This window comes from Hymenobacter algoricola (genome assembly GCF_039539525.1).
Classification (GTDB): domain Bacteria; phylum Bacteroidota; class Bacteroidia; order Cytophagales; family Hymenobacteraceae; genus Hymenobacter; species Hymenobacter algoricola.
The window spans coordinates 129,556-154,114 of record NZ_BAABDH010000003.1 but is presented as its reverse complement, the minus strand read 5'-3'; the positions used below and the strand labels follow the sequence as shown (position 1 = coordinate 154,114).

General features: G+C 63.7%; 23 protein-coding genes and 1 tRNA gene. 14 read left to right on the top strand and 10 right to left on the bottom strand.

The annotated features are described in order from the left end of the window. Positions 1-2 precede the first annotated feature (2 nt). The 3 genes from ABD842_RS01160 to ABD842_RS01150 form a co-directional block, all read right to left on the bottom strand. Positions 3-710 (bottom strand): LytR/AlgR family response regulator transcription factor, encoded by a 708-nt coding sequence (locus ABD842_RS01160; protein WP_345108847.1) that lies wholly within the window; start codon positions 708-710, stop codon positions 3-5. 44 nt (positions 711-754) lie between these two features. Continuing rightward, positions 755-1,819, bottom strand: a complete 1,065-nt coding sequence (locus tag ABD842_RS01155) for a sensor histidine kinase (protein ID WP_345108843.1) — start codon at positions 1,817-1,819, stop codon at positions 755-757. Positions 1,820-2,156: 337 nt separating this feature from the next. Further along, entirely contained in the window at positions 2,157-3,329 is a 1,173-nt protein-coding gene (locus ABD842_RS01150) for a DUF922 domain-containing protein (protein ID WP_345108840.1), read from the bottom strand. 211 nt (positions 3,330-3,540) lie between these two features. On the opposite strand from ABD842_RS01150, the gene ABD842_RS01145 reads away from it, so the two are divergent. Next, positions 3,541-4,788 carry a tol-pal system protein YbgF gene (locus ABD842_RS01145; protein WP_345108838.1) on the top strand — a complete coding sequence of 416 codons (1,248 nt, stop codon included), beginning with the start codon at positions 3,541-3,543 and terminating at the stop codon, positions 4,786-4,788. Between the two features lie 9 nt (positions 4,789-4,797). Here the strand turns inward: ABD842_RS01145 and ABD842_RS01140 are convergent, their stop codons facing one another. Further along, positions 4,798-6,273: a DUF5723 family protein gene (locus ABD842_RS01140; protein ID WP_345108836.1), complete on the bottom strand. Its 1,476-nt coding sequence runs from the start codon at positions 6,271-6,273 to the stop codon at positions 4,798-4,800. Between the two features lie 51 nt (positions 6,274-6,324). Beyond that, entirely contained in the window at positions 6,325-7,473 is a 1,149-nt protein-coding gene (locus ABD842_RS01135) for an acyltransferase family protein (RefSeq protein ID WP_345108834.1), read from the bottom strand. A 196-nt stretch (positions 7,474-7,669) separates the two neighbouring features. Between ABD842_RS01135 and ABD842_RS01130 the strand changes: the two genes are divergently transcribed. From ABD842_RS01130 to ABD842_RS01120, 3 genes are all read left to right on the top strand, one after another. Continuing rightward, positions 7,670-9,115 carry an aldehyde dehydrogenase family protein gene (locus tag ABD842_RS01130; RefSeq protein ID WP_345108831.1) on the top strand — a complete coding sequence of 482 codons (1,446 nt, stop codon included), beginning with the start codon at positions 7,670-7,672 and terminating at the stop codon, positions 9,113-9,115. Positions 9,116-9,334: 219 nt separating this feature from the next. Continuing rightward, the gene (locus tag ABD842_RS01125; RefSeq protein ID WP_345108828.1) at positions 9,335-11,377 is read left to right on the top strand and encodes an FAD-dependent oxidoreductase; all 2,043 of its coding nucleotides are present in this window, start codon (positions 9,335-9,337) and stop codon (positions 11,375-11,377) included. A gap of 104 nt (positions 11,378-11,481) precedes the next feature. Next, entirely contained in the window at positions 11,482-11,901 is a 420-nt protein-coding gene (locus ABD842_RS01120; RefSeq protein WP_345108825.1) for a hypothetical protein, read from the top strand. A 15-nt stretch (positions 11,902-11,916) separates the two neighbouring features. Here ABD842_RS01120 and ABD842_RS01115 read toward each other — a convergent pair whose 3' ends face one another. After that, positions 11,917-12,162, bottom strand: a complete 246-nt coding sequence (locus ABD842_RS01115) for a hypothetical protein (RefSeq protein ID WP_345108823.1) — start codon at positions 12,160-12,162, stop codon at positions 11,917-11,919. A gap of 303 nt (positions 12,163-12,465) precedes the next feature. Between ABD842_RS01115 and ABD842_RS01110 the strand changes: the two genes are divergently transcribed. From ABD842_RS01110 to ABD842_RS01075, 8 genes are all read left to right on the top strand, one after another. Next, positions 12,466-13,134: an ABC transporter ATP-binding protein gene (locus tag ABD842_RS01110; RefSeq protein ID WP_345108820.1), complete on the top strand. Its 669-nt coding sequence runs from the start codon at positions 12,466-12,468 to the stop codon at positions 13,132-13,134. A gap of 46 nt (positions 13,135-13,180) precedes the next feature. Beyond that, the gene (locus ABD842_RS01105) at positions 13,181-13,684 is read left to right on the top strand and encodes a DUF2059 domain-containing protein (RefSeq protein WP_345108818.1); all 504 of its coding nucleotides are present in this window, start codon (positions 13,181-13,183) and stop codon (positions 13,682-13,684) included. Between the two features lie 58 nt (positions 13,685-13,742). Then, entirely contained in the window at positions 13,743-14,984 is a 1,242-nt protein-coding gene (locus ABD842_RS01100) for an ABC transporter permease (RefSeq protein ID WP_345108815.1), read from the top strand. Positions 14,985-15,054: 70 nt separating this feature from the next. After that, positions 15,055-16,329, top strand: a complete 1,275-nt coding sequence (locus ABD842_RS01095; protein WP_345108813.1) for an ABC transporter permease — start codon at positions 15,055-15,057, stop codon at positions 16,327-16,329. A 43-nt stretch (positions 16,330-16,372) separates the two neighbouring features. Further along, entirely contained in the window at positions 16,373-17,602 is a 1,230-nt protein-coding gene (locus ABD842_RS01090) for an efflux RND transporter periplasmic adaptor subunit (RefSeq protein ID WP_345108810.1), read from the top strand. A 97-nt stretch (positions 17,603-17,699) separates the two neighbouring features. Next, positions 17,700-18,803, top strand: coding sequence for a DUF3616 domain-containing protein (locus ABD842_RS01085; RefSeq protein ID WP_345108807.1), 1,104 nt, complete (start codon positions 17,700-17,702; stop codon positions 18,801-18,803). Positions 18,804-18,918: 115 nt separating this feature from the next. Continuing rightward, a complete protein-coding gene (locus ABD842_RS01080) occupies positions 18,919-19,434 on the top strand; it encodes an acyl-CoA thioesterase (RefSeq protein ID WP_345108804.1) in 516 nt (171 codons plus the stop codon). Between the two features lie 102 nt (positions 19,435-19,536). Continuing rightward, positions 19,537-20,109, top strand: a complete 573-nt coding sequence (locus ABD842_RS01075) for a type 1 glutamine amidotransferase domain-containing protein (RefSeq protein ID WP_345108801.1) — start codon at positions 19,537-19,539, stop codon at positions 20,107-20,109. Positions 20,110-20,180: 71 nt separating this feature from the next. Here the strand turns inward: ABD842_RS01075 and ABD842_RS01070 are convergent, their stop codons facing one another. Together ABD842_RS01070 and ABD842_RS01065 are read right to left on the bottom strand one after the other, a co-directional pair. Next, complete coding sequence (locus ABD842_RS01070) at positions 20,181-20,699, bottom strand: DUF6992 family protein (protein ID WP_345108798.1); 519 nt, start codon at positions 20,697-20,699, stop codon at positions 20,181-20,183. Between the two features lie 77 nt (positions 20,700-20,776). After that, positions 20,777-21,484, bottom strand: a complete 708-nt coding sequence (locus tag ABD842_RS01065; protein WP_345108795.1) for a porin family protein — start codon at positions 21,482-21,484, stop codon at positions 20,777-20,779. 202 nt (positions 21,485-21,686) lie between these two features. Here ABD842_RS01065 and ABD842_RS01060 point away from each other — a divergent pair. Together ABD842_RS01060 and ABD842_RS01055 are read left to right on the top strand one after the other, a co-directional pair. Then, positions 21,687-21,761 (top strand) — tRNA-Val (locus ABD842_RS01060). A 73-nt stretch (positions 21,762-21,834) separates the two neighbouring features. After that, positions 21,835-22,740 (top strand): histone deacetylase family protein, encoded by a 906-nt coding sequence (locus ABD842_RS01055; protein ID WP_345108793.1) that lies wholly within the window; start codon positions 21,835-21,837, stop codon positions 22,738-22,740. Here ABD842_RS01055 and ABD842_RS01050 read toward each other — a convergent pair. Next, on the bottom strand, positions 22,737-23,438 hold the full coding sequence (locus tag ABD842_RS01050; RefSeq protein ID WP_345108790.1) for a methyltransferase domain-containing protein: 702 nt from the start codon (positions 23,436-23,438) through the stop codon (positions 22,737-22,739). The two genes, ABD842_RS01055 and ABD842_RS01050, sit on opposite strands and share 4 nt — an antisense overlap. Next, positions 23,431-24,543: a type III polyketide synthase gene (locus ABD842_RS01045; protein ID WP_345108788.1), complete on the bottom strand. Its 1,113-nt coding sequence runs from the start codon at positions 24,541-24,543 to the stop codon at positions 23,431-23,433. Before ABD842_RS01045 ends, ABD842_RS01050 begins: the two co-directional genes overlap by 8 nt. Between the last annotated feature and the right edge of the window lie 16 nt (positions 24,544-24,559).

The window sequence follows — 24,559 nt, the reverse complement described above, 5'->3', positions numbered from 1 at the left end:
CGCTACTTCCTGAAATAGGCCAGCAGCTCGGCCTTGTAGGAGTTGCTGATGGGAATCAGGGTGCCGTCGTTGAGCACCACGTGTTCGAGCTGGAGCAGCTTGATGTGCGAAGCGGCCACGATAAAGGAGCGGTGGACGCGCAGAAAGCCCGGACCCAGCAGCGGCACCATCTCCTTCATGGTCTGGTGCAGCAGGTAGGTTTTGGTGGCCGCCGTGATTTTGACGTAGTCCTTGCTGCCCTCCACGTACACAATGTCGCGGTGGCTGACCTTGAGCAGCCCCTGGCGCTCCTTTACCAGCACAAACTTCTCCTCGGCGGAGTCGGCCGGCGGCCGGGGCTGGGCGGCCGGCAGCCGGCTGATGGCCTTCACAAACCGCTCGTAGGAAAACGGCTTGAGCAGGTAGTCGAGCACGTCCAGCTCGTAGCCCTCGTAGGCGTACTCGCGGTAGGCGGTGGTCAGGATGGTCTTGGGGGCCGTCTTGCCCAGGCTTTTCAGAAACTGCAGGCCCGTGACCAGCGGCATCTCAATGTCCAGAAACAGCAGATCTACGGGGTGCTGCTGCAGGTGCTCGAAGGCCTCCATGGCGTTGCGGCACTTGCCCGCCAGCGTCAGGCCGGGCGTCTGGCTGATGAACTGGGTGAGCACCTGATGCGCCAGCGGCTCATCATCAACGATCAGGCAACGGACGGGGGCCGGGCTATTGGTCATAGAAAGCAAAAACAAAAAGCAAAGATACCAGTGCCGCCGGCTGCTTATACCTGCAGCGTGAGCTGGGCCCGGAACCGGCCGTTGGGCAGGGTCATGAGCAGCAGCTCGTGGGCGTCGGGGTAGTACAGGTTCAGGCGCTGGCGGATGTTGACCAGCCCGATGCCGCCGCTGCGCCTGGGCGTAGCCGGGGGCGGCTCGGGCAGCATGTCGTTTTCGATGGTGAACTGCAGGCGGTGGGCAGAGGTGATGAGCGTGGCTTCCACGCAGCCCTGGTCGGAGTGGTGGTGGCGCCCGTGCTTGAAGCTGTTTTCGACCAGGGGCAGCAGCAGCAGCGGCGGTACCTGCAGCCGGGTGAGCGTGCCCGTGGTGGTAAAGCGGATGCGGGCATCGGGGTACTTGCGCTGCTCAATCTCGAAGTAGTTTTCCATGAACGTGACTTCTTCGGGCAGGGCAATGTACTCCTTGCCGCTGTCGTAGAGCACGTAGCGCATCAGCTCCGAGAGCAGCAGGATAAAGCGCGGCGTTTCCGGCGAGCCGGTCAGGCTCAGGCCATAGATGCTGTTGAGCGTGTTAAACAGGAAGTGGGGCTGGAGCTGGCCCTTGAGCTGCTCGAGCTGCAGGGCAAGGTTGTCCTTTTCCAGGTGGCGACGGCGCGTTTCGTGGCTGAACGACAGCCGCGCGAAGGCCACGCAGCTAAAGCTGATCAAATCGAATACCGGCAGCTCCAGGTTCCACCAGGGCGGCAGCGCAGTCAGGCCGGCCAGCGCCGGGCTGCGGGTAGCCAGAAAGCTGAAGAGCCGGACGGTGAGCTGGTAATCAATCCGGGAAGCCTGCCAGAAGTACAGCAGCGTGGCGCTCAGCAGCAGAAAGTAGCGGCGGCGCTGCAACAGCGCCGGCAGCACCCAGCGGTAGTAGGGAATAACGTAGAGCGTGGCCAGCACCGCAAAAACGGCCAGGTGCGGGTAGGGAAAGTCGGAGCGGCCGGGGGGGTGGCCCGGTACTTTTTCGATGTACCACGAGTACTTGTACAGGCCGACGTATACCACCCACAGCAGGAGCTCAAAGGCCAGCGGAAAACGGCTGGGCCGGTCAGAGTCTTCTGGTTGCATAGCTGCAAGGTGGGAGTTTTTCGGCCAGCTGGCGAGTTTTCAGCCCGCCGCTTTCGACCAAATGGGTTTTTTTTTCGACTAAAAAACCCACGGCCGGCACTGGTCGGATTTATCGGTCGGCTGGTCGAGTAATTGCGGGGGTGCCAGCTCAATGTAGTTGTTTTGTATCATTCCCAGTCGCAAAACGGCGGGCTTCGCTCCGAAACAAAACCCTGGTTCCTATCCTCCTTTTCGATCGAAAGAAAGCGTTTATCCCTATCTTATAAAAAGCGGCGCCAACCCTCGGGTTGGCGCCGCTTTTTTGTGGCTGGTGCCGCGTCCTCATAGCCCCGGCCGACTATCGCAGGGGCGGCAGGGCGCGCAGCTCGGCATCGAGGCGCCGGTTCCAGGCCTGCTGGGCGGCGGCGTTGGTGCCGTGGCTGGTTTCGCGGTCGTACTGCTCCTGCAGGCGGTTCATTTCCTGGAAGGAAGTGAAGTAAGCCAGCTGAATCGTGGCGTTGAAGTCGTCTACGGTGAGGCGGGCGGACTGAATCTTGTGCTTGAACCGCTCGGCCACCAGCTTCACCAGGTCGAAGTGCCGCTGCTCGTGGTTGAGCACCTCGGCCTCATTGCTGGCAGCCGGCGAAATCCAGGAGGACTGGCGCACCACAAACACCTTGGTCTGCACGGCCAGGTGCACGAAGCCCTGCTCGAACGTGGGGCGGGCGCTGAAGGAAAAGCTCGGAAATACGGCCGCCACAAACCGCCCCGGCCGCTGTGGCCCCTGAAAGTCGGCCCGGATCAGGCGATGGTCCGGAGCGTAGAACAGCGTGTCCGGGTCGGTGTTGGTGGTGTAGTCCCGGAACGTGACGCGCACTCCCTGCGCTACCCGGGGGTTGTGGCCGTCGGCGGCCAGCAGCCAGGCGTTGAGGTAGCGCAGGCCGTTGCCCAGCACCGTGCGCAGCGTGGGCTCCACCACCGTCAGCTGCCCGGCCGGGCGTCCGTAGCGGGCGGAGGCGTGGTACTCGGTCAGGTACACGGGCTGCCCGTTGCGCTGCCACTCAAAGGCCAGGGCCACCGTCACCTGCCCCTGCACCTGCCCGGCGGCGCCCGGCCCGGCGGCTTCCGTGACCAGGCACTTGGTCAGGCGCACCGTCACGGCCCGCCGCCCTGCCGCTGCTTGTGGTCCGCTCTGCTGCATAAACTGCTGAATGGCGGCCCGGCCGCCGCCGGCAAAATCGACGGGCTGGGCTGCTGCCGCCGCCCCGGCCCGGGCCGGCGGCAGCAGCAGGTAGGCCACGGCTTTGCGGTCGGCGCGGGCATCGACCACCGCGGCCACGTAAAACTGCGGGGCGCTCAGCCGCAGGGGCGCGGCCCGCAGCACCAGGGGCGGCAGAGGCGGCAGCGGCGGCGGCAGGGCTGCCACCCCCAAGCTCAGCCCCAGCAGCAGCCCGCGCCGCCGGACCCCGTCAAAAACCGACCGCCGCCGCTGAGTCAGGGGGCGAAGCGACTGGATAAAGCGGTGCAGCATGCAGCAAAAGCAATAAATGGAGTAGCGCCGCCGGTTGGGGCCGACCCGGCGGGGCTCTGCGCTAACACCGGCGGCCAAGAATTAGTGTAGCCCCACGAACAGGTTTGCCCAAAATATTGTCCTTCAGCAGCAAGCAGTGGCCGGCCCGGCCGCGACGGGCTAAGTCCGGGCCGCTGCTATCTTCGCGGTAGTGGTAGTGAAATTCCGTAGCATGGTTCGAAACAGTTTTCTTCTGGTGATAGTGCTCGTGCTGACGCCCTGGCTCAGCTACGCCCAGCGCCCGGACACGCTGCGGGTGCCGGCTATGCCCAGCGTGGACCTCGGCAACGTGGACGTGGCGCCCACCGCCAACACCCAGGGCTGGCTGCTGCTCGACAAGGACATTCAGCTGGAGCTGGACGGGGCCGTGCGCAACCTCTATAACTTCAAGTTCGATAAGGCTGAGCGGCAGTTTCGCTCCCTGCGCCGCCGCTACCCCCAGCACCCGCTGCCCTACCTGCTGATGGGCCTGAGCCAGTGGTGGAAAATCATGCCCACCAACCTGCAGGAGAAGAAGTACGACAAGATCTTCTTCGCCTACATGGACACTACCATCACCAAGGCCGAGGGCCTCTACAAGCAGGACGCCCGCAACTATGAGGCGCTGTTTTTCCTGTCGGCCGGCTATGGCTTCGATGCCCGCCTGAATGCCGAGCGCAAAAACTGGAGCCGGGCCACCTTCAGCAGCCGCCACGCCCTCGACTACCTGCAGAAAAGCAAGGAAGCCAACGGCCTGAGCCCCGAGTTCCTGTTCGGGCAGGCCCTGATCAACTACTACCAGATCTGGATTGCCGACAACTACCCGCTGCTGCGGCCCATCATGCTGTTCTTTCCGAAGGGCAACAAGCAGCTGGGCCTGGGGCAGCTGCGCAACGTGGCCGCCAACGGCTTCTACACGGGTCCGGAGGCCAAGTTTTTTCTGATGAAGATTCTCTTCGACGAGGAGAAAAACACGGGGGCCGCCCTGCCCACGGCCCGCTACCTGGCCAACAATTTCCCCGACAACGCCTACTTCCAGCGCTTTTACGCCCTGCTGTGCTTTCACCAGAACGACCAGATAGAGTGCGAGCGAATCAGCCGTGAAATGCTGGATAAGCTGAACAAGGGGTACGTCGGCTTCGAGGCCATCAGCGGGCGGTACGCCACCTACTTTCTGGGCACGCTCATGCTGCAGCGCCACGAGGACGCCCAGGCCAAGGAATACTTCCAGCGCTGCGTGGTATTTGCCGAAAGCACCGGCGAAGCCAGCAGCGGCTTTTGCCAGGCGGCCCTGCTGAGCCTGGCCCGCCTGGCCGAGGACGCTCACGATATTCCGGCTGCCCTGCGCTACTACTCCGAGGTCGAAGACAAGGCCGACCACGACACGCCCCAGTACCGCGAGGCGAAGGAGTATCTCAAAACCCACCGCAAGCAGTCGTAGCGGGCGGCGCTACTTGGTGGCGTTCGGCAGGCGCGCCGGACCGTGCTTTTTCGTTTTCGCCCCCCTGTTGGCCAGGCTGAATGCTGCCTGCGCGTAAGCATTGGCCCCGTACGGACTGCTGGAGCCAAACAGGGGCGACAAATCATTGGAGCCGATGGTGATGGCGCCCACCCGCAGCATCAGCCCGTAGGTGAAGGTAGAATAGCCGTTGATGAGCGAGATGGGCGCCGCCAGCTCCAGCCAGTTGCTTTCGTAGCGGGGCGTGAGGGCCACGAAGGAAAAGGCGCGCATGCCAACGGCGTAGCGGCCGCGCAGGCCCTGGCTCAGGGAGGCGTTGGCGTACAGGTGCCGGCTCAGCCGGTAGTCGGCGTCGAGGTTGAGGGCCGTGGGCAGTCCGGCGCGAAACCGGGATTCCCGGGTGTGGGTCTGGGTGCGCAGGATGCGGTTGAGGCGGGTATCGAAGTTATCGAAGTCGATGTCTTCCAGGTCGGCCTCGCTCACGCTGGTGTTGGTGGCCTTGATGTCGTTGTACGCCACGGCTTCCTTATCGTAGAGCACGCTGCCCAGGTCGGTAATAGCGGCCGACAGCCGGTAGCGGTACTTGTTGCGGGAGTTGTCGATTTTCTCCACGCCTTTTTTGTCGATGTAGCGATACTGCTCCGAGGCAGACCGCTTTTCGTACACCACGCCCAGGTCCAGGCCCCAGCCCCCGCCCGGGGCTCCGCCGCCCGTGAGCATCTCGGTGAGCTTGTTGGCCGTCAGGTCATCGAAAGCTTTGGGGTTGGAATAGCCGAAAGCCGCTTCCAGCCGGTTGAGCCGAAACGTGGAGTCGCCGGTAGCCGCGGTGCGGGGCACGATTTCGTAATCTGTTTTGCGACTCTGCAGGAAAGCCGAGCCGAAGCCGATGAGGCGCTTGGCGGTCAGGCCCGCTTTGAGGAAGTGCGAGCCGTTGTCGACCACCACGCGGCCGTAGGTGAGGTCCCATTCGGCCAGCAGGTTCAGGTTCACATTAAAGGTGTTGTCGGCCGACCGGCCGCGGGTCTTGAAGCCATCCACGGCGCTTTGAATCAGCGGATCGGCTACCTCGTTGGCCTGCATGGCCGAGCGGACCCGCGTGCCGAAGGCCAGGCCGCCTTTGGCCCCAGCCCGCACCAGCAGGCCCGGGCCGCGCACGTTGAGCCCGGCACTCACCCGCCTGGTCTTGTCGTCGACGCGGCGGGTCAAAAACTTCTGATCCAGGTCCAGGTCGGTGTCGGGGCTGGTCATACTCCAGGCGCCGGTGTAGCGGTAGGCTGTGTTGGTAGCGTGGGCATCGATACCCCAGAGCTGCAGCTGCACCACGTAGCGGTTGTCGGCCACCGTGGCCGGGTTCCAGCTCACGCCCGTCAGGCCGGAGTAGTTGCTGCGGGAGCTGTTGAACATTTGCTGGCTTACAGCTTGGCCGGCCGTCAGCGCCAGGCTGATGGTGAGTAAGGATTTAAGCATAGGTGTGGGGTAAGTCAGGCTGGGTACTCATGTGCTATCGATGGGTTCGGCTCAGGCCGGCAAGACCATTACAGTAGGACCCAAGTGGGCTTCCGGAGTCGGTTCGGGCTGTTGGAACCGGCGAACCCGCCGCTGCCGGTAGCGCTCCACGGGCTCGGCAATAAAGCGCACCAGCACCAGCGAAAACAGCACCGTGACGACCACCAGCACCAGCCCGAACCAAGCTTCGGGCACGTGGGCCTTATCCAGGACCAGCTTCACGACGGAGCCCGTGAACATGTGGGAGATGTAGACCGGGTACGACAGCTCGCCGAGGCGGTAGTCGAGGCGGCTTTTCTTGGTCAGGATAAACAGGAAGGGTACCGACAGGGCAAAAAACAGGTAGTACAGCACCCGCTTGGGCAGATCGGTGGGCAGCCAGTGGTAGCTGAGCAGCACCAGCAGGGCCGCGCCCAGCATGGCCTGGTACACGCGCCAGTCTACCGGCCGGGTTTTCAGCACCAGATAGGCCCGGTAGCAGATGGCGCCCACCAGGAAAAACAGGATTTCGGACGGGAAAAACCGGTAGCTCCACGGGTCGTTGGACAGCCCCAGCTGGTGCAGGCCCAGCCGGATGGCCAGGCTGCCCAGGGCCAGCAGCACCAGCACGCTCACGCGGCGGCGCACCAGAAACGGCGCCACCAGATAAAACAGGATTTCCACGCCCAGCGTCCAGGCCTGGGGCAAAAACATGAACATGTACACCGGCGGCTTGGTGGCGTGAAAGTCGGGCGCAAAAAACAGCCCGCCGGTCTGCGGATTCAGGCCCAGAAAAAATACCGCGTCCTGCCCTACCACCACCAGGTTGGTCAGCACGAGGTAGGCCAGGGCACCCGGCTGGATGTAGGGCAGCGCGTCGAAGTAGGCCGAGAGCTTAAACGGGTTGCCCGTCAGCCAGTAGCCGCCCACGCTGCCGAGCACGCTCAGGGCCAGCACCACCCAGTAGATGGGGTAGAGGCGCAGCAGCCGGTTGGTGATAAACAGCCGGTAAGAATGGGCCTGTCCCACGTATTTCTCGTTGAGCACTAGCGCCATGTAAAAGCCCGAGATGATGTAAAAGGCCTGCACGGCAATGGCCCCCTCCACCATGCGAAAGCCGAAAATGGAAGTTGAGTGCGCAATGACCACCGCAATAGCCAGCAACAGCCGAATGATACCCATATGCTAATGCCGAAGCCCGGCCAGATTTGTTGGAAACCGTACCCATCCCGGCCAGCAACCCGGACCCGGTGATATATCAAACATATTGATTATTTACATAATTAAATAATTTATCAGTTAAATCATATGATTTGGTTTTCCTCTGCTCCTTCCCGAACTTGAGAGCCTGCTCTTCCCAGCCACCATGCCCCACGCTATGTCTCCTTCCCCTTCGGCCCCCGCGGCTCCGGTAACCGCCCCAACGCTGCAAGCCACCTTCGACCGGCTGAAGACGCGCAGTGAAGCGCTGCGGCAGGAAGGCTGGGAGCCGCGGGCCGCCCGCCTGCAAAAGCTGGCCTCCTGGCTGGCTACCCACCAAGCCCGCATTCAGCAGGCGCTGTACGCCGACTTTCGCAAGCCTGCCGCCGAGGTCGACCTGTCGGAAATCTATACTTCCCAGATTGAGCTCAAGCACACCCTGCAGCACCTGAAAAAGTGGACCAGCCGGCGCCGTGTGCCCACGCCGCTGTCGTTGCTGGGCGCCCGGGGCTGGGTGCAGCCCGAGCCCAAGGGCGTGGTGCTCATCATTGCCCCCTGGAACTACCCGTTTTACCTGGCCATCGATCCGCTGATTTCGGCCCTGGCGGCCGGCAACTGCTGCATTCTGAAGCCCTCGGAAATGACGCCCGCTACCAGTCGCCTGCTGCGGCAGCTGGTGGAGGAAACCTTCGACGCCAGCGAGGTAGTCGTCTGCGAAGGCGACAAAGAAGTGTCCACGGCTCTGCTCACGCTGCCCTTCGACCATATTTTCTTTACCGGCAGCCCCGAGGTGGGCAAAGTGGTGATGCGCGCCGCCGCCGAGCACCTTACCTCCGTCACGCTGGAGCTGGGGGGCAAGTCGCCGGTGGTGGTGGATGAAACCGCCAACCTGCGCGACGCAGCCGAGAAAATCGTGTGGGGCAAGTGCCTGAACGCCGGGCAGACCTGCGTGGCTCCCGACTACCTGCTGGTGCAGGAGCAGGTGCGCGACGAGCTGGTGCGGGAAATCCGCAGTGCCACCCGCCGCCTCCACGACCCGAAGGGGGAGGGCGTGCAGCAGTCCGACTCGTTTGCCCGCATCGTCAACAGCCGTCACTTCCAGCGCCTGAGCCGGCTGCTGGAGGAAGGACAGCGCCGCGGCGGTACCCTGGAAATGGGGGGCATCGTCGATTCCTCGGAGTGCTTTATCGAGCCTACCCTCATCGACGGCGTGCCCGCCGATGCCGGGCTGTGGCAGGAGGAAATATTCGGCCCCATCCTGCCCATGCGTACGTACCGCACCCTGCCCGAAGCCGTGGCCTTCGTCAACGGCCGGGCCCGGCCGCTGGCGCTGTACCTGTTTTCGCGCAGCGCCGAAAACCGCCGCTATATTCTGCAGCATGCGCCCTCGGGCGGCGCCGCCATCAACGACACGATAGTCCATCTGATGCACCCGGAGCTGCCTTTCGGCGGACTGGGCAACAGCGGCATGGGCCGCTGTCACGGCCGCTACGGCTTCGACGCGTTTTCCAACCTGAAGGGTGTGCTGCAGCAGCGCATCGGCAAAACCTCCGTCAAGCTGCTCTACCCGCCCTACACGCCGGCCGTGAAGCGCATGATTGAGCTGGTGATGAAGTGGTTTTAGCTCCGTCTCATTCTGGTGGTTGCTGCCCGCCGGAAGGTAGCCCTTAGCTCCCGCCCTGCGGCTCAAGCGTGAGCTGCGCGCCGGCGGATACTTTTACGGGGCTGTGACCAACTGAAAAACTAAGCTGCATGCCGACTATCTGCGGAAAAATCCCGATATTTTCGGAAGCGTAGGCTTCTGATCCGGAGCAGGCGCAAAATCCGTCTGAATCAGCATAGTATGACTCCCACCGACGCTCACCGCACTACCCTCCGTGCCCTGGCCGATACGTTTATCCCCGGCTTCGAGGGCAAGGCCGACCACGCCGAATTCTGGCGCCGCACCGGCTCGGAGGGCATGAACGTGGAGCTGGTCTTTGAAGTAATTGCGGGGCAGCCCCAGGGCGCCCAGCGGGAGTTTCAGAAGCTGCTGGGGTTGCTCGACAGCCCCATGCTGGGCCTCACTTGGCTGGGGCCGCTGAAGCCGTTTCACCGGCTCGGGGCGGAGCAGCGGGAGCAGCTGCTGCGCAGCTGGGCTCAGAGCAACCTGCCCCAGCTGCGCAAAGGCTTCAACGCCCTGCGCAAGCTGCTCGTGTTTCTGTACTACGGCAATTCCGGCGCCGATCAGACCAACGCCGCTTGGGAATCCATCGGCTACCCCGGCCCGCGGCCCGCCGACGTGGTCGACTCGCCCAAGCCCATCCGCACCCTGCAGCCGACCGCCGACGTGACCTACGACTGCGACGTGCTGGTCATTGGCAGCGGGGCCGGTGGGGGCGTTATTGCCGGGGAGCTGGCCGCGGCCGGGCAAAGCGTGCTGGTGCTGGAAAAAGGCCCCTACTGCCACGGCTGCGACTTCACCCAGCGGGAAGTAGACATGCTGGGCAAGCTCTACGACACTAAGGGCGCGCTGAGCACGCAGGATGGGGGCGTGGGCATCCTGGCCGGCAGCTGCCTGGGCGGGGGCACCACCGTGAACTGGGCCGGGGCCTTCCGCACCCCCGACTACGTGCTGCAGGAATGGGCCCGGGAGCATCAGGTGCCCCACTTTGCCTCTCTGGAGTTTAAAAAGAGCCTCGACACCGTATCCCGGGCCCTGAGCGTGAATATTGACTACCCGCGGCACAACGGCCAGAACCAGGCGCTGTGGGACGGCTCGACGAGGCTGGGGCAGGAGGTAAAGCTCATTCCCCGCAACGAAAAAGGCCTCACCGACGCTGAGCCGCACTTTCAGGGCCTGGGCTACAGCACCCTCGGCGACCGGTACGGCATCAAGCAGGGCACGCTGAATACCTACCTGCTGCGGGCCTTTGAGCACGGCGCCCGGATTCTGGCCGACACCCACGTGGAGCGCGTCACGATTCAGGCCGGGCACGCCACCGGGGCCGAAGCCGTGCATACCACCGCCGCCGGGCAGCAAGTACGCGTGACGGTGCGGGCCCGGCGCGTAGTGGTGGCCGGGGGCGCCATTCAGTCGCCGGCGCTGCTGCTGCGCAGCGGGCTGCGGCATCCGCACCTGGGCCTGCACCTGCACCTGCACCCCACGGTGGTGGTTTCGGCCCTGTACCCGCACCGGATGGACCCCTGGCACGGCCCAAGCATGTCGGTGGTAAACGACTGTTTCACGATGCTCAACGGCACCAACTTCGGCGCCAAGATTGAAACGCCGCCCGCGCACACGGGCTTGATGGCCATGGTGCTGCCGTGGCTCAGCGGCGAGCAGCACAAGCAGATGATGCAGCGGGCCGCCAACCTGGGCAGCTTTATCGTGCTGACCCGGGACCGGGACGGCGGCCGGGTCAGCATCGACAAGCACGGCGCGCCCCTCATCGACTACCAGCTCAGTGACTTCGACCGCGCCAGCATGCTACAGGGCGTGCGGGCCGCCGCCGAAATTCACGCCGCCGCGGGGGCTACCGAAGTGTATCTGCCCCACGGCACGCTGCCCACGCTCTACGCCCAAGACGGCCAGCTGCAGAACCCGGCAGTGCTGGATCAGCTGCCCCATCTGGGCTGGAAGCCCAATCAGTTCAGCCTCTACAGCGCCCACCAGATGAGCACCTGCCGCATGGGCGGCGACGCGGCCACCCACCCGGTGGGCCCCAACGGGGAAACCTACGAAGTCAAGAACCTGTTTGTGGCCGACGCCTCGGCGTTTCCGGCGTGCAGCGGCGTAAACCCGATGCTGACCATCATGGCCCTGGCCCACTACACTGCCCAGCAGCTGAAAGCCAGCAGCACGTCGGCCGCGGTGGCGGGCCGGGCGGTGGAGCTGACGTTGTAGGCCCAGCCGCGCTTTGCGCCCGTTTTGTGGCCTTTGCCGCCGATAAAGTAGCCGTACCGGGGGCGTTTGCCGTAATCAGGGCGCACTCTCAACTTTTGCGCTCTATGCTTTCTGCTCGTCCGCTGCTTCTTCTGGCTTTGTTCGGTACCCTCATGTTCGGCTGCGCCCGGCGCAATAAGGTGATTATTCCGGAGGCTAAAGCCGTAACGGTGGCCCCGACGGCCCCGCCCGTGCCCAAAGCCGCCGCCCGCGACCTGACCGACGTGATGACCGATGAGCTGGCGCTGAACCCGGAGCAGCAGACCAGGGTGCGGACTATTCTGCGTAGCACCGTGGAACAGGTAAACGGGGCCCGCCAGCGCTTCGGTACCGATAAAACCGCCCTGACCGCGGAGCTGCGCAGAATCAATACCTCGGCCGAAAGCGACCTGCGCACGGTGCTCACCGCTACCCAGTACAAGCAGTACCAGACCAAGAAGCGGGCTATGCAGGCCCAGATGCAGGCCAAGCGCGCCGCCAACTAATCCGTGGACGCCGGCCTAGCGGGGCTGCGGCACCGCAAGAAACCAGCGGCCCCCTTTGCCCTCCGATTCCGGATAGAAGCTGTCGACTACTGCCAGCCGTACCCGGTGGCGCCAGCGCGCCGGAAGCTGGCTGATGTCGGGGGCCGCCGCATTCACAAAAAAGCTGAAGCTGCACACGACCAGCACCGCCGTCAGCCGGCCCAGCGCCCGGTAGCGGGCTTGTGCGGGGAGCAACACCACGGAGCGAAAGAAGGAGAGCATAGCGGAGAACAGAGAAGCGCCGGCCGCAGATCGGGGCCGGCCGGCTTGGCTACCGGCCAGGGCGACCACCGCCGGCCGGGTGGGTTGACCGGGCCGGCCCGAAAGCCGAGGTGCGTCATTTGGCGCACTTTACGGTGGGCAGGCAACCCTTTACAAGCCGCCCGCATCTATTCGCCTGTTGCTGCCGGCGTGGTTCGTGCCCTGAAAAACTGCTCCTGCCGGGTTGTTAATATAAGTGCAATGGTATGTTTGCATTGCATACTACCAGGTGAAACATTTAAGCGCATCAAGCCACTGCCGAGTATGATTCAGCTGCAAAACATTCGTAAAAGCTACGAGGTGGGGACCAACCGGCTGGAAGTGCTGAAGGGTATTGACCTGCACATCCGGCAGGGGGAGCTGGTGAGCATCATGGGCTCGTCGGGGTCGGGCAAAAGCACGCTGCTCAACATTCTGGGCATCCTCGACGACTTCGATCAGGGCGACTACACCCTGGCCGGCACCCGCATCGACCGCAACCTGTCGCAAACCCGGGCGGCGCAGTACCGCAATCAGTTTCTGGGCTTCGTGTTTCAGTCGTTCAACCTGCTGAGCTTCAAAAGCGCCCTCGAAAACGTGGCCCTGCCCCTGTACTACCAGAAAGTAAGCCGGCGGGAGCGCAACCGGCTGGCCCTGGAATACCTCGACCGGGTAGGGCTGGCCGACCGGGCCGAGCACCTGCCCGGTGAGCTGAGCGGCGGGCAGAAGCAGCGCGTGGCCATTGCCCGGGCCCTGATCAGCCAGCCCAAGCTGATTCTGGCCGACGAGCCCACCGGCGCCCTCGACACCCAGACCACCCAGGAGGTGATGGACATCTTCAAGCAGGTGCACCAGCAGGGCATGACGGTGGTCATCGTGACCCACGAAAACGACATTGCCGCCCAGACCCAGCGCATGATCCGGGTGCGCGACGGGCTGATTGTAAATGAGTAAATGCCTCCGGGCCTCCCCATACCTTTTCACTCCTGTTCCTTCGGCTATGAAAACGACCTTGTTTGTGCTCACCCTGCTGGCCGGCTTTTGCTTCGGGCCGGCCGCTTCCGCCCAGGTATCGGCCGCCGAAACCCAGGCCCTGGCCAAGCAGCTGGCCCAGCTGATGCACAACCCGCACAAGCCCAGGCAGGACGTGTACCTGAAGCTCAGCGGCTGCCACGCCGAGCAGGTCATTCGCGACCGGGACGCCGACGTGCAGACCAGCAAGCCCCTGGCCGTGAGCTACAACAGCGGCAGCTCGGGCTGGGCCGTGAAGATGGACGACGGCGTGTTTGAAATGAAGCTGGCCTTCGAGTGGGCCGACGTGACCTCGCTGACCTACGCGCCCGACACCGATGACGACGGCCAGAAGCACTACCAGATCAAGATCAAAAAGAGCCGCAAAGGCAGCAGCATGAGCTTCGACCTGGCGCTGTACACTACCAATGAAGCCACGGTAAAAGACGTGGTGCGCCGCCTGGAAAAGCTGCGCCAGAGCTGCGGCCGCTAAGCTGCTCCGCGGCGAAGCCCGGATTGGTTATCCAAATATCAAGTACTACTACAGCCTCATGTTCAACCTCGATAAGTGGCAGGAGATTCTGGGAACGATGCAGCGCAACAAGCTGCGCACGTTTCTGACGGCCTTCGGGGTGTTCTGGGGCATCTTCATGCTGGTGCTGCTGCTGGGCGCGGGCAAGGGCATGGAAAACGGAATCTGGAAGGAGTTTGGCGGCGGGGCCATGAACAGCCTGTTCGTGAGTGCCGGCAAAACGTCCCTGCCCTGGCAGGGGCTCAAGCCGGGCCGCGAAATCAAGTTCACCAACGACGACCTGGAGGCCATCCGCCGCCACGTGGATGGCGTGGAGCTGCTGGCCTCGCGCAACCGGCTGTTTGGCGAGTATACTATCATGAATGGCCCCAAAAACGGCTCCTACCAGGTGTTCGGGGCCAACGCCGAGTTTTTCCAGCTCAACGGCGAGAAGCTGGCTTCGGGCCGCCTGCTCAACCCGCTCGACGGCATGGAGCAGCGCAAGGTGATGCTGCTGGGCGAGAAGGTGCGCAAGGTGCTGTTCGGCGACAGCAGCGGCCTGGGCAAGTTCGTGCAGGTGAAAGGCGTGTTCTTCAAAGTGGTGGGCACCTTCACCAACACCCAGAACAACGGCCGCAACGAGGAGCGCGCCTTCGTGCCTTTCAGCACCTTTCAAACGGTGTTCAACCAGTACAACCAGGTGCAGCGCATCGGCATGAGCAGCACCAAAGGCACGCCGGTAAAGCAGCTGGAGAGCCAGGTGCGGGAGCTGCTGGCGCGCCGCCACCAGTTCGACCCGGCCGACAAGCAGGCGCTGGAAATGGACAACAACGAGGAGGAAGTGCAGCGCTTCGAGGGCCTGTTCAGCGGTATCAAGCTGTTTGTGAGCGTGATTGGGGTGCTCACGCTGGTGGCCGGGGTGGTGGGCGTCAGCAACATCATGCTCATCATCGTGCAGGAGCGCACCCGCGAAATCGGGGTGCGCAAGGCGCTGGGGGCCACGCCCTGGAGCATCATCAGCATGATCGTGCAGGAGTCGGTGGTCATTACCAGCCTGTCGGGCTACTTGGGGCTGCTGGCGGGCGTGGCCCTGCTGGATGCGGTGCGCTACGCCCTGGAAAAAGCCGGCGGCACCACTTCCTACTTCGACCACCCGGAGGTGAACCTGGGCGTGGCACTGAGTGCCACGGCGCTGCTGGTCGTGTCGGGGGCCGTGGCCGGGCTGATTCCGGCCATGAAGGCGGCCAATGTGAAACCCATCGAGGCCTTGAGGGCGGAGTAGCGCGAAGTTCTACTTCGCAAAGCCCCCGCGCCGTCGGCCCCTCTTTACCTAATTGTTCTAATTCTGTTCAATGACCCGCGAAGTGAAACTTCGTGCTACCGCAATGTTCGACCTCGATAAATGGAGCGAAATCTGGGCCACGGTGCGGCGGCATAAGCTGCGCACGGGGCTCACCGCGTTTGGCGTGTTCTGGGGCATCTTTATGCTGGTGGTACTGCTGGGCGCGGGCAAGGGCTTCCGCAACGGGGTGGAAGGCGAGTTCAACGTGGCCAAAAACGCGGTGTTCGTCTGGACCCAGCGCACCAGCGTGCCCTACGCCGGCCTGAAGGTGGGCCGCTTCATTCAGCTGACCAACGACGACGTGGCCACGCTGGAGCGCGAAGTGCCCGAGGCCGCCGTTATTCTGCCCCGCAGCTCCCTCGACGGCACCTTCACGGTGCAGTACGGCACCAAAAGCTCGTCTTTCTCCGTCAATGGCGAGTACCCGGGCTACCCCGCGGTGGAGGCGCTGCACCTGACCAGCGGGCGGTTTATCAATAACATCGACATCCGGGACCGGCGCAAGGTGGCCGTCATCGGCGACCGGGTGGCGGAGGTGCTGTTCGGCGCGGCAAACCCGATGGGCCAGCAAATCCGCATCAAGGGCATCTTCTTCCGGGTGGTGGGCCTGTTCAAGGGCGAAGGCAAGCCCGAAAATGCCCAGGAGCGGGCTCAGACCATCATTATTCCGCTCACGGCCCTGCAGGTTACCTTCAACCAGGTCAACCAGGTGGGCTACTTCGCCTTCCTGCCGAAGACCGGCGTACCGGCGGCCCTGGTCGAAACCAAGGTCAAGCAGGTGCTGGCCCGGCAGCATAAGGTGGCACCCACCGACGAGCGGGCCTTCGGCTCGGCCAACGTGGAGGAGGAGTACGCGCGGGTACAGGGGCTGTTTACCGGCATTTCGGGGTTCAGCTGGCTGGTCAGCATCGGCACCATCCTGGCCGGCATCATCGGGGTGAGCAACATCATGCTCATCGTGGTGAAGGAGCGCACCAAGGAAATCGGGATTCGCAAGGCGCTGGGAGCCACGCCCTGGAGCATCGTAAGCCTGATTGTGCAGGAAAGCATCGTCATCACGGCCGCCGCGGGCCTGCTGGGGCTGCTGTTCGGCACGGCCCTGATGGCGGGCATCAACGCCCTGATTGCGGGCCAGAACGTGGGCTTTTTCGCTAATCCGCAGGTCGACATCGGCGTGGCCGCCACGGCGGTGGCGCTGCTGGTCGTGGCCGGCGCCGTGGCCGGCCTGGTGCCGGCCATGAAGGCCGCGCAGGTGCAGCCCGTGGTAGCGCTGAAAGATGAATAATCCGACTGTTTTCTCTCACCTTAATCCCCGCAAGGGGCCGGCTATGAACCACCAAGCCCTACCTGAAGAAGCCATCGACGTGGAGCCCGTGCAGGTCATGGCTCGTCCGGGGCAGGCCTACCACGTGCCCTATCAGCCGCCCAAACCACCCCGCATTACTATGAAACGAATCTTTCTCGGCCTGCTGCTCTTGTCACTGCTCGCCGGCTTCGGCTGGCTGGCCCGCTATTTCTGGAAACAGGCCCACACCGACCCCATCACCTACAAAACCGAAACGCCCTTCGTGACGGACATCGTGAAGAAGACGGTGGCCACGGGCAGCATCGTGCCCCGGCGCGAGGTGCAGATCAAGCCCCAGGTGTCGGGTATTGTGGAGGAGCTGTTTGTGGAAGCCGGGCAGCCGGTAAAGCAAGGCCAGCTGCTGGCCCGCATCCGCACCGTGGCCAACGCGGGCAACGTGAACAACGCCCAAAACAGCATCCAGGCCGCCCGCGTGGCCCTGGAAACCAGCCAGATGGAGCTGGACCGCCAACGCCCGCTGTTCGACCAGAAGGTTATTGCCGCCCAGGAATTCAACCGCCTGCTGGCCGACGTGCGGGCCAGGAAGCAGGCCCTGAACGCGGCCGAAAATGACCTGCAGATTGCCCAGCGCGGGGCTTCCCGCAACACCGGCGGCGCCTCCAACATGGTCCGTTCCACCATCACCGGCCTGCTGCTCGATGTGCCCATCAAGGTGGGCTCGTCGGTGGTGGAGCGCAACAACTTCAACGAGGGCACCACCATAGCCGCCATTGCCGACATGCAGAGCTTGGTGTTTGAGGGCAAAATCGACGAGAGCGAAGTGGGCAAGGTGCGTGAAGGTATGGACCTGAATCTGACCATCGGGGCGCTGGAAAACCAGTCGTTTCCGGCCACGCTCGAATACATTGCGCCCAAGGGCCTGGCCGAGGAAGGCGCCATCAAGTTTCAGGTACGGGCCCGGCTCAGGCTCCAGCCCGGCCAGTTTCTGCGCGCCAACTACTCGGCCAACGGCGACATCGTGCTGGGCCGGCGCAACCAAGTGCTGGCCATCCGCGAAAGTCTGCTGCAGTTCGGCAAGGTGAACAAGGACAGCGTATTTGTGGAGGTCGAAACCGCGCCCCAGCAATTCCAGAAGCGCCTGGTCAAGACCGGCCTCTCCGACGGCATCAACGTGGAAATAACCTCGGGCCTGGCGAAAGCCGACAAGGTGAAGGTGCTGGGGCCGCCCGCCGACGGGGAAAAGAAAGAGTAGCCGGCAAATTTTCCGAAGCCTGTCTTACCTTGCCAACGGCCCAACCCTGCCCCGGGCGGGGCCGTTACGGTTTCTACCCTTCGTCCCGATCCAGCTTATGCGCCCCCAATCCTACACGCTGCATTTCAACTCCAAGCTCAGCCTCAACGCGGCCGGCAAACACGTGCGCGACGGCCTGTCCACCGTGCTCTGCACCGGTGAAAACCTGTGGCTGAGCTGCGACGAGCGCACCAGCGTGGAGCGCCTGCGCCTGACCGGCCTGCGGGAATACGGCCAGCACACCTCGTATCAGCTGACGGAGCTGCTCGACCTGCCCGCTGACGCGGAAAGTGAAATCGATATCGAAGGGCTAGCCTCCACCGACCATTACCTATGGCTGATTGGCTCGCACAGCCTCAAGCGCAAGCAGCCCGACCCCGACCACGAAAACGTGGCCAAGCAGATTGCCAAGCTGGCGAAGGTGGAAAGCGACCCGAACCGCTACCTGCTGGCCCGCATTCCGCTGCTGCTGAACGAGAAAACCGGCGACTTTGAACTGCACAAAACCGCTGCCCACCCCACCAAAGCCGACGTGACGCTGCAGGCTGCCCAGCTCCACGGCGACGACGACTCCAACGAGCTGATGGACCTGCTGGTTAAGGACCCGCACCTAAAGCCCTTTATGGCCCTGCCCGGCAAAGACAACGGCTTCGATATCGAGGGGCTGGCCGCCACACCCGATGGCCGCCTGTTTGTGGGCCTGCGCGGCCCCGTGCTGCGTGGCTGGGCCCTGGTGCTGGAGCTGCTGCCCGAGCTCGATAAGCACGGCCGCCTGCGCCTGGGCAAAATCGGGGGCGAGCAGCACTACTACAAAAAGCACTTCCTGGACCTGGGCGGCATGGGCCTGCGCGAGCTGCGCCTGGCCGGCGACGACCTTTACCTGCTGGCCGGCCCCACCATGGACCTCGACGGCACCATTGCCGTGTTCTGCTGGCCCAATGCCCTGAACCAGGCCGAGGACAGCCTGATCGGGCCCGATAAAATTCACCGCTACTTCGACGTGCCCCACGGGCATGGGTCTGCCGCCGGTAAAGACCGGGCCGAGGGCATGGCCGTGCTCGACGGCAACCAGGTGCTCATCGTGTTCGACAGCCCGGCTGATGCCCGCAAGCCTGCCGCCCAGCAGGTGGTAGCCGATTCCTTCCGGCTCCCGAAGCCGTAGCCTGATTCCTCCATCCGGCCTGCTTATGGCCCCGGACCGTAAAACCGCTCCGGGGCTTGGCTGTTACTCTGGACCAATACCGCGAGCTTTGCGGTTCTCTGCTCCTGCCTTGCCCATGACCACCCCATTGCTCCAGACGCCCGAAACCACGCACCGCATCCACTTCCAGGACTGCGACATGCTGGGCCACCTCAACAACGCCCGCTACCTCGACTATTTCCTTAATGCCCGCGAGGACCATACCACCCAGCACTACGCCCTGAATCTGGGGAAGATGGCGCAGGTAGAAGGCGCGGGCTGGGTGATTACCAAGCACCACCTAGCGTACCTGCGGCCTGCCAACCACGGCGAAACCGTGCGGATCCGCACCCAGCTTATCCACTTCGACAACTCCAACCTGGTCGTGGAGATGCTGATGTTCAGCGAGGACGGCAGCCGGCTGAAGGCGGTGCTGTGGTCGGAAATGGCCTTTGTGCGCGTGCAGTCCGGTACCCGCACCGACCACTCCGACGCCGTGATGGACCTGCTCGACCAGCTCGATGTGGAGGGCGTGAGCTACGACCCCGATGGGTTCGACGAGCGGGTGAAGCACCTGCGCAAGCAGCTTAAGCGCGACCGGAAGGAGGAATAATGTACCAACCCGGGTCGGCGGGCTACGTTAAGAGAAAGCCAGTTTCGCCGCGCGAAGCTGGCTTTTCGCTTTCCGTTCTATTCTTTCCCAAACCCCGACGACATGAGTATCTTCAGCAGTGACAGCCTCAAAGGCAAGAAAATAGCCATCCTCGCCACCGACGGCTTCGAGCAGTCCGAGCTGGACGACCCCAAGAAATTCCTTGAGGGCGAGGGCGCCGAAACCCACGTTATTTCCCTGAAAAGCGGTTCCATCAAGGGCTGGGACGGCCCGGCCAAAGACTGGGGCGACAAAGTGAGCGTCGACAAGGTTATCGGCGACGCGCAGGTAGCCGACTACGACGCGCTGGTGCTGCCCGGCGGGCAGATGAACCCCGACGTGCTGCGCACCGAGAAGGCAGCGGTAAGCTTCATCGGCGAGTTTGTGCGCTCCGGCAAGCCCGTGGCCGCCATCTGCCACGGCCCCTGGACGCTGGTGGAAGCCGACGTGGTGCGCGGCAAGAAAATGACGAGCTGGCCCAGCCTCAAAACCGACCTCACCAACGCCGGCGCCCATTGGGTGGATGAAACCGTCGTTGTCGACGGCAACCTCATCACCAGCCGCAACCCGCAGGATATTCCCAACTTCAATGAGAAGATCAAAGAAGCCCTGACCAAGGCGGCGGTGCAGGCGTAGAGGCCGGCACTACTATCCGTAAGCTCTCCGCTGGCTGCACGGCCGGCGGGGAGCTTTTTTGTGCCCGAAGATTACGGCACCAGCTTCAGCAGTGGGGCGGCATACTGGTGGTAGACAAAGTAGAGGCTGAGGTCGAACAGCAGCAGGAAGCCTCCCTGCAGCCACAGGGAGCGGCCAAACCCCAGCAGCCGCTCGGGTCGCTGAGCAGCTACGGCCCCCCGCGCCCGCAGCCAGCTCCCGATACACAGGTAGGCCACGTCGAGCCCCGCATTCAGCAGCAGGATCTTCTCGAAGTCAAACTGCGCCGTCAGGCTGTCGGCCAGCGTCAGGCCGGCCACCTGGTTGGGGTGGGCGCGCACCATGCCGACCACGGCCAGCACGGCATTCACAAAATTCCAGCCCACGTTCATCTGGTGGAAGTAGTGGGCGGGCGTGCGGCCGTTGGTGCGGGCCAGGGAATAGCCGCTTACCACCAGATTCAGCAGAGCCCAGGTGGCCAGCACGGCCATTCCGCGCTCGGCCAGCAGTTCCCGGTCGTGGTTGATCAGGGGCAGCACGGCCGCTAGGGAGAAAGGCAGAAACGTCAGCATACGGACAAAGGTGGCAGAATCCGGACACAAAAAAAGGAAGCCCGCAGGCTTCCTTTTTTTGTGCTCAAGCCAGGAGGCTAGCGGGCGAAGCCCACACCGATATATACCTGGAAAACGCTGTTTTTGACGTCCTCAATGGCTTTGTTGCCGGCTACGGCAATCTGGTTGTTGATTACGTCGGCAAAGCCGGCCGTGTAGCGGGCACCCACGCGGGCCGGGCCTACCCGGGCTTCGGCGCCGGCCGAAACGCCGTAGTCGATGCTACTGTAGCTGTAGCCATAGGTGTTGCCTTCATTGGCAATCTTCCGCTCTTTGCCATCTTCCACAACTTTGGTCAGCAGCGAAAACTGCGGGCCGGCGTGGATGCTCACGTTGTCAAGGATGTTGTACACGAGCAGCACGGGGGCCTGCACGTAGTCCAGGCGCCGCTCGTTTACGGTTGTGGTCGTGGTGCCGTTGGTGTACGTGGAGCCGCCTTTGAAACCCTGGCGGGTGTACAGCAGCTCGGGCTGAATCGAGAACTTGTCGCTGAAGCCGTACTGGCCATAAATGCCCGCGTGGAAGGACTTGTAGTTGGAGCCGTCGGTATAGTTCTTCTTATTGTCGCCGTAGATGTCGGCGAAGTTCAGGCCGCCTTTGATGCCGAAGCCGGTGTTGCGGGAGTCGTGGCCGCCGGAGCCGCCGGCGTAGTCGGAGGAGGCGCGGGCGCCGATTTTGTCAATTTCCTGGGCGAAGGCGGCAACGCTGGTCAGAGCCAGGGCCAAGAGTAGAGTGATTTTTTTCATGGCTGCAAGCAGTGGTTTGGTCAGAGATAGGGCCGCGAGAATAGCCGCGGTATCGTGCATTGGTAAGGCGCTATACTTTGCCCCGCAGAGAAAGTTGCGCCCGAAGCCGCACAGGCTTAAAAAAAACTTACGGGCATAAGTCGAATATTTGGAGGCGGCCCGTATCTTTGGCCCTTTCCGGCCGCCACCAGAAGCGTATGATGGGATATTAGCTCAGTTGGTTCAGAGCACTACCTCGACAAGGTAGGGGTCACTGGTTCGAGCCCAGTATGTCCCACATCAAGTACCCAACCCCAAAACAGCTGCCTTGCCGGGCGGCTGTTTTGGCGTCCGGGCCGTACCACCTGCCTATGCTTTCCATTGCCTGGGCCCCGCTCTACGCCCACCCGCTGCCCGCCGGCCACCGCTTTCCGATGCTCAAGTACGAGCTGCTGCCCGAGCAGCTGCTGCGCGAAGGCACCATCACCGAAGCCAGCCTGTTCCGGCCGCCGCCGCTGCCCGCAGCCGAAATCCTGCGCACCCACGCGGCCGACTACTACCAGCGGCTGAAGCTGGGCCAGCTTACCCGCGCCGAGGAGCGGGCCACCGGCTTCCCGTGGTCGGCGCCGCTGATTGAGCGGGAAATAACGATTCTGGAAGGCACCGTGGAGTGCGTGCGCCGGGCCCGGCAGCACGGTATTGCCCTCAATATTGCCGGTGGCACCCACCACGCCTTTGCCGACCGGGGCGAAGGGTTCTGCCTGCTCAACGACCAGGCCGTAGCGGCCAACTACCTGCTGGCCCACGAGCCGGCGGTGCAGAAAATTCTGGTTGTGGACCTCGACGTGCACCAGGGCAACGGCACGGCGGCCTTGTTCCGGCACGAGCCGCGGGTGTTCACCTTCAGCATGCACGGAGCCCGCAACTACCCCCACCGCAAGGAGCAGTCGGACCTGGACCTGGCGCTGGCCGACGGCACCGACGACGCGGCGTACCTGGGGCTGCTGGGCGCCACCCTGCCCCGCCTGCTCGACGAGGTGCAGCCCGATTTCGTGTTCTACCTGGCCGGCGTAGACGTGCTGGCTACCGACAAGCTGGGCCACCTGGGCCTCACCCGGGCCGGCTGCCGGCAGCGCGACGAGCTGGTCCTGGGCCTCTGCCACCGCCACGAAATTCCGGTGGTCGTGGGCATGGGCGGCGGCTACTCCGAACGGATTGCTGACATCGTGGAAGCCCACGCCAACACGTTTCGGGTAGCCCAGGAGCTGTATTTCTAAAAGATAACCTGCCAGCGGAACGCCCACTGCCAGCGCAGCTCGTACTTTTCAATGCCGGCCCGGGCCAGCAGCGCGGTCCAGTCGGCGCGGGTGAAGGCGCGGGCTACCGACAGGGGCGCATCGTTCTGCACGAGGTAAGAGCCGCCCAGCAGCCGGGTCAGCCACTTGATGCTGTAGTAGGCCAGCGGGTGGCGGTGCAGATCGTTGATGATAACGCCCAGCCCGGCCTGCTCCCGGAGCTGGCGCAGCAGGGTCACTAAGTCGGCGTCGCTGAAATGGTGGCAGAACAGGCTGCAGGTGATGACGTCGAAGGGCTGCCGACGAAACCCGGGCGAGAAAATATCCTGCTGTCGGAAGCTGATGGTGGGAAAGTCGCGGGCTTTTTCGGTGGCGTAGCCGATCATGAAAGCGTTGGCGTCGATGCCCACCAGCTCCACGGGCACCTGCCGGCGCCGGGCCCAGCGGGCAATGTGGCGGAGCGTGTCGCCGCCGCCGCTGCCCAGGTCGGCCAGGCGCAGGGCGCGGCCCGCCGGGAAGCGGGGCTGCAGGCGGCTCAGCGCGTTGAGCACCACCCGGTAGCCACCCAGCCAGGTGTTGATGGTTTCCAGCTCGTCGAGGTTCTGGCGCAGCGCGTCGGAGGCCAGCGTCAGGTCGTCCATCAGCTCCTCCTCGCGGGCTCGGGTGGTGAAATCAGGCATACTGCACCTGCAACAGCATGGCTTCCAGCGTCAGGCCCGGGCCGAAGGCAAAGCTCAGCACCGGCGCGCCCGCGTCGGCCGGGGTCAGGGACGCCAGCAGCTCGCGCAGCACAAACAGCACCGTGGCCGACGACATGTTGCCGTACTCGCGCAGCACCTGGTAGGCAAAGCGGTTGTCCTCGGGGCTCATGCCCAACTCCTTCTCGATGGTTTCCAGGATCTTGCGTCCCCCCGGATGAATGGCAAACGAGTGAATGTCGCGCAGCTGCACCGGCAGGTTCTGCAGCAGATCCTCGGTGAGCTTGCGGATGCCCTTCTGAATCATGCGCGGCACGTACGACGACAAGGTCATTTCGAAGCCGAAGTCGTTGATATGCCAGGCCATGTCGGCGTGGCCGTCGGGCTCCAGGCCGCAGTGAAAGGCGGCCAGCGCCAGGCTGGGCCCGCTCCGGGCTGGCACGGCCTGCACCAGCGCCGCCGCCGACCCGTCGCCGAACAGGGCGTTGGAAACGAGGTGGTCGTCTTCGGGGTTTTTCTGGAAGTGAATGGTACACAGCTCGGTGCACACAATCAGCACCCGGGCCTGGGCATCGGCTTGGCAGAAGGCTTCGGCCAGCTTCAGGGCATTGAAAGCCGCGTAGCAGCCCATGAAGTTGACGCAGGTGCGGCGGATGTTCGAAGGCAGGCCCAGCGCCTGCACCAGCTCGATGTCCAGCCCCGGGGCGTACATGCCCGTGCAGCTCACCGTGACCAGGTGGGTAATGGAGTCCATGGTTACCTCGGGCAGCTGGCGCAGGCAATTCTGGGCGGCGGCTACGGAAAGGGGCAGGGCATGCTCGCGGTACACGGCCATGCGTTGGCCCACGCCGGGAAAAGGCTCCAGGCCAGGCGTATTGGGAAAGAACGTGAAGTCGCCGTTTTCGCGGGCGTAGTCGGGCAGCACCGAGTAGCGGTGGCCGATGCCGGTGACGCGGTACAGCGCCCGGAGCCGGCGGGCATTATCGTCGTCAAACTGCAGCGCCTGGGCCATAAAGCTGGCAATCTGGGGCTGGGCAATACGGTGGGGTGGGGTGGCGGTGCCAATGGCACACAGGTAGCTGGTCATTGAGCGCAGTATACGC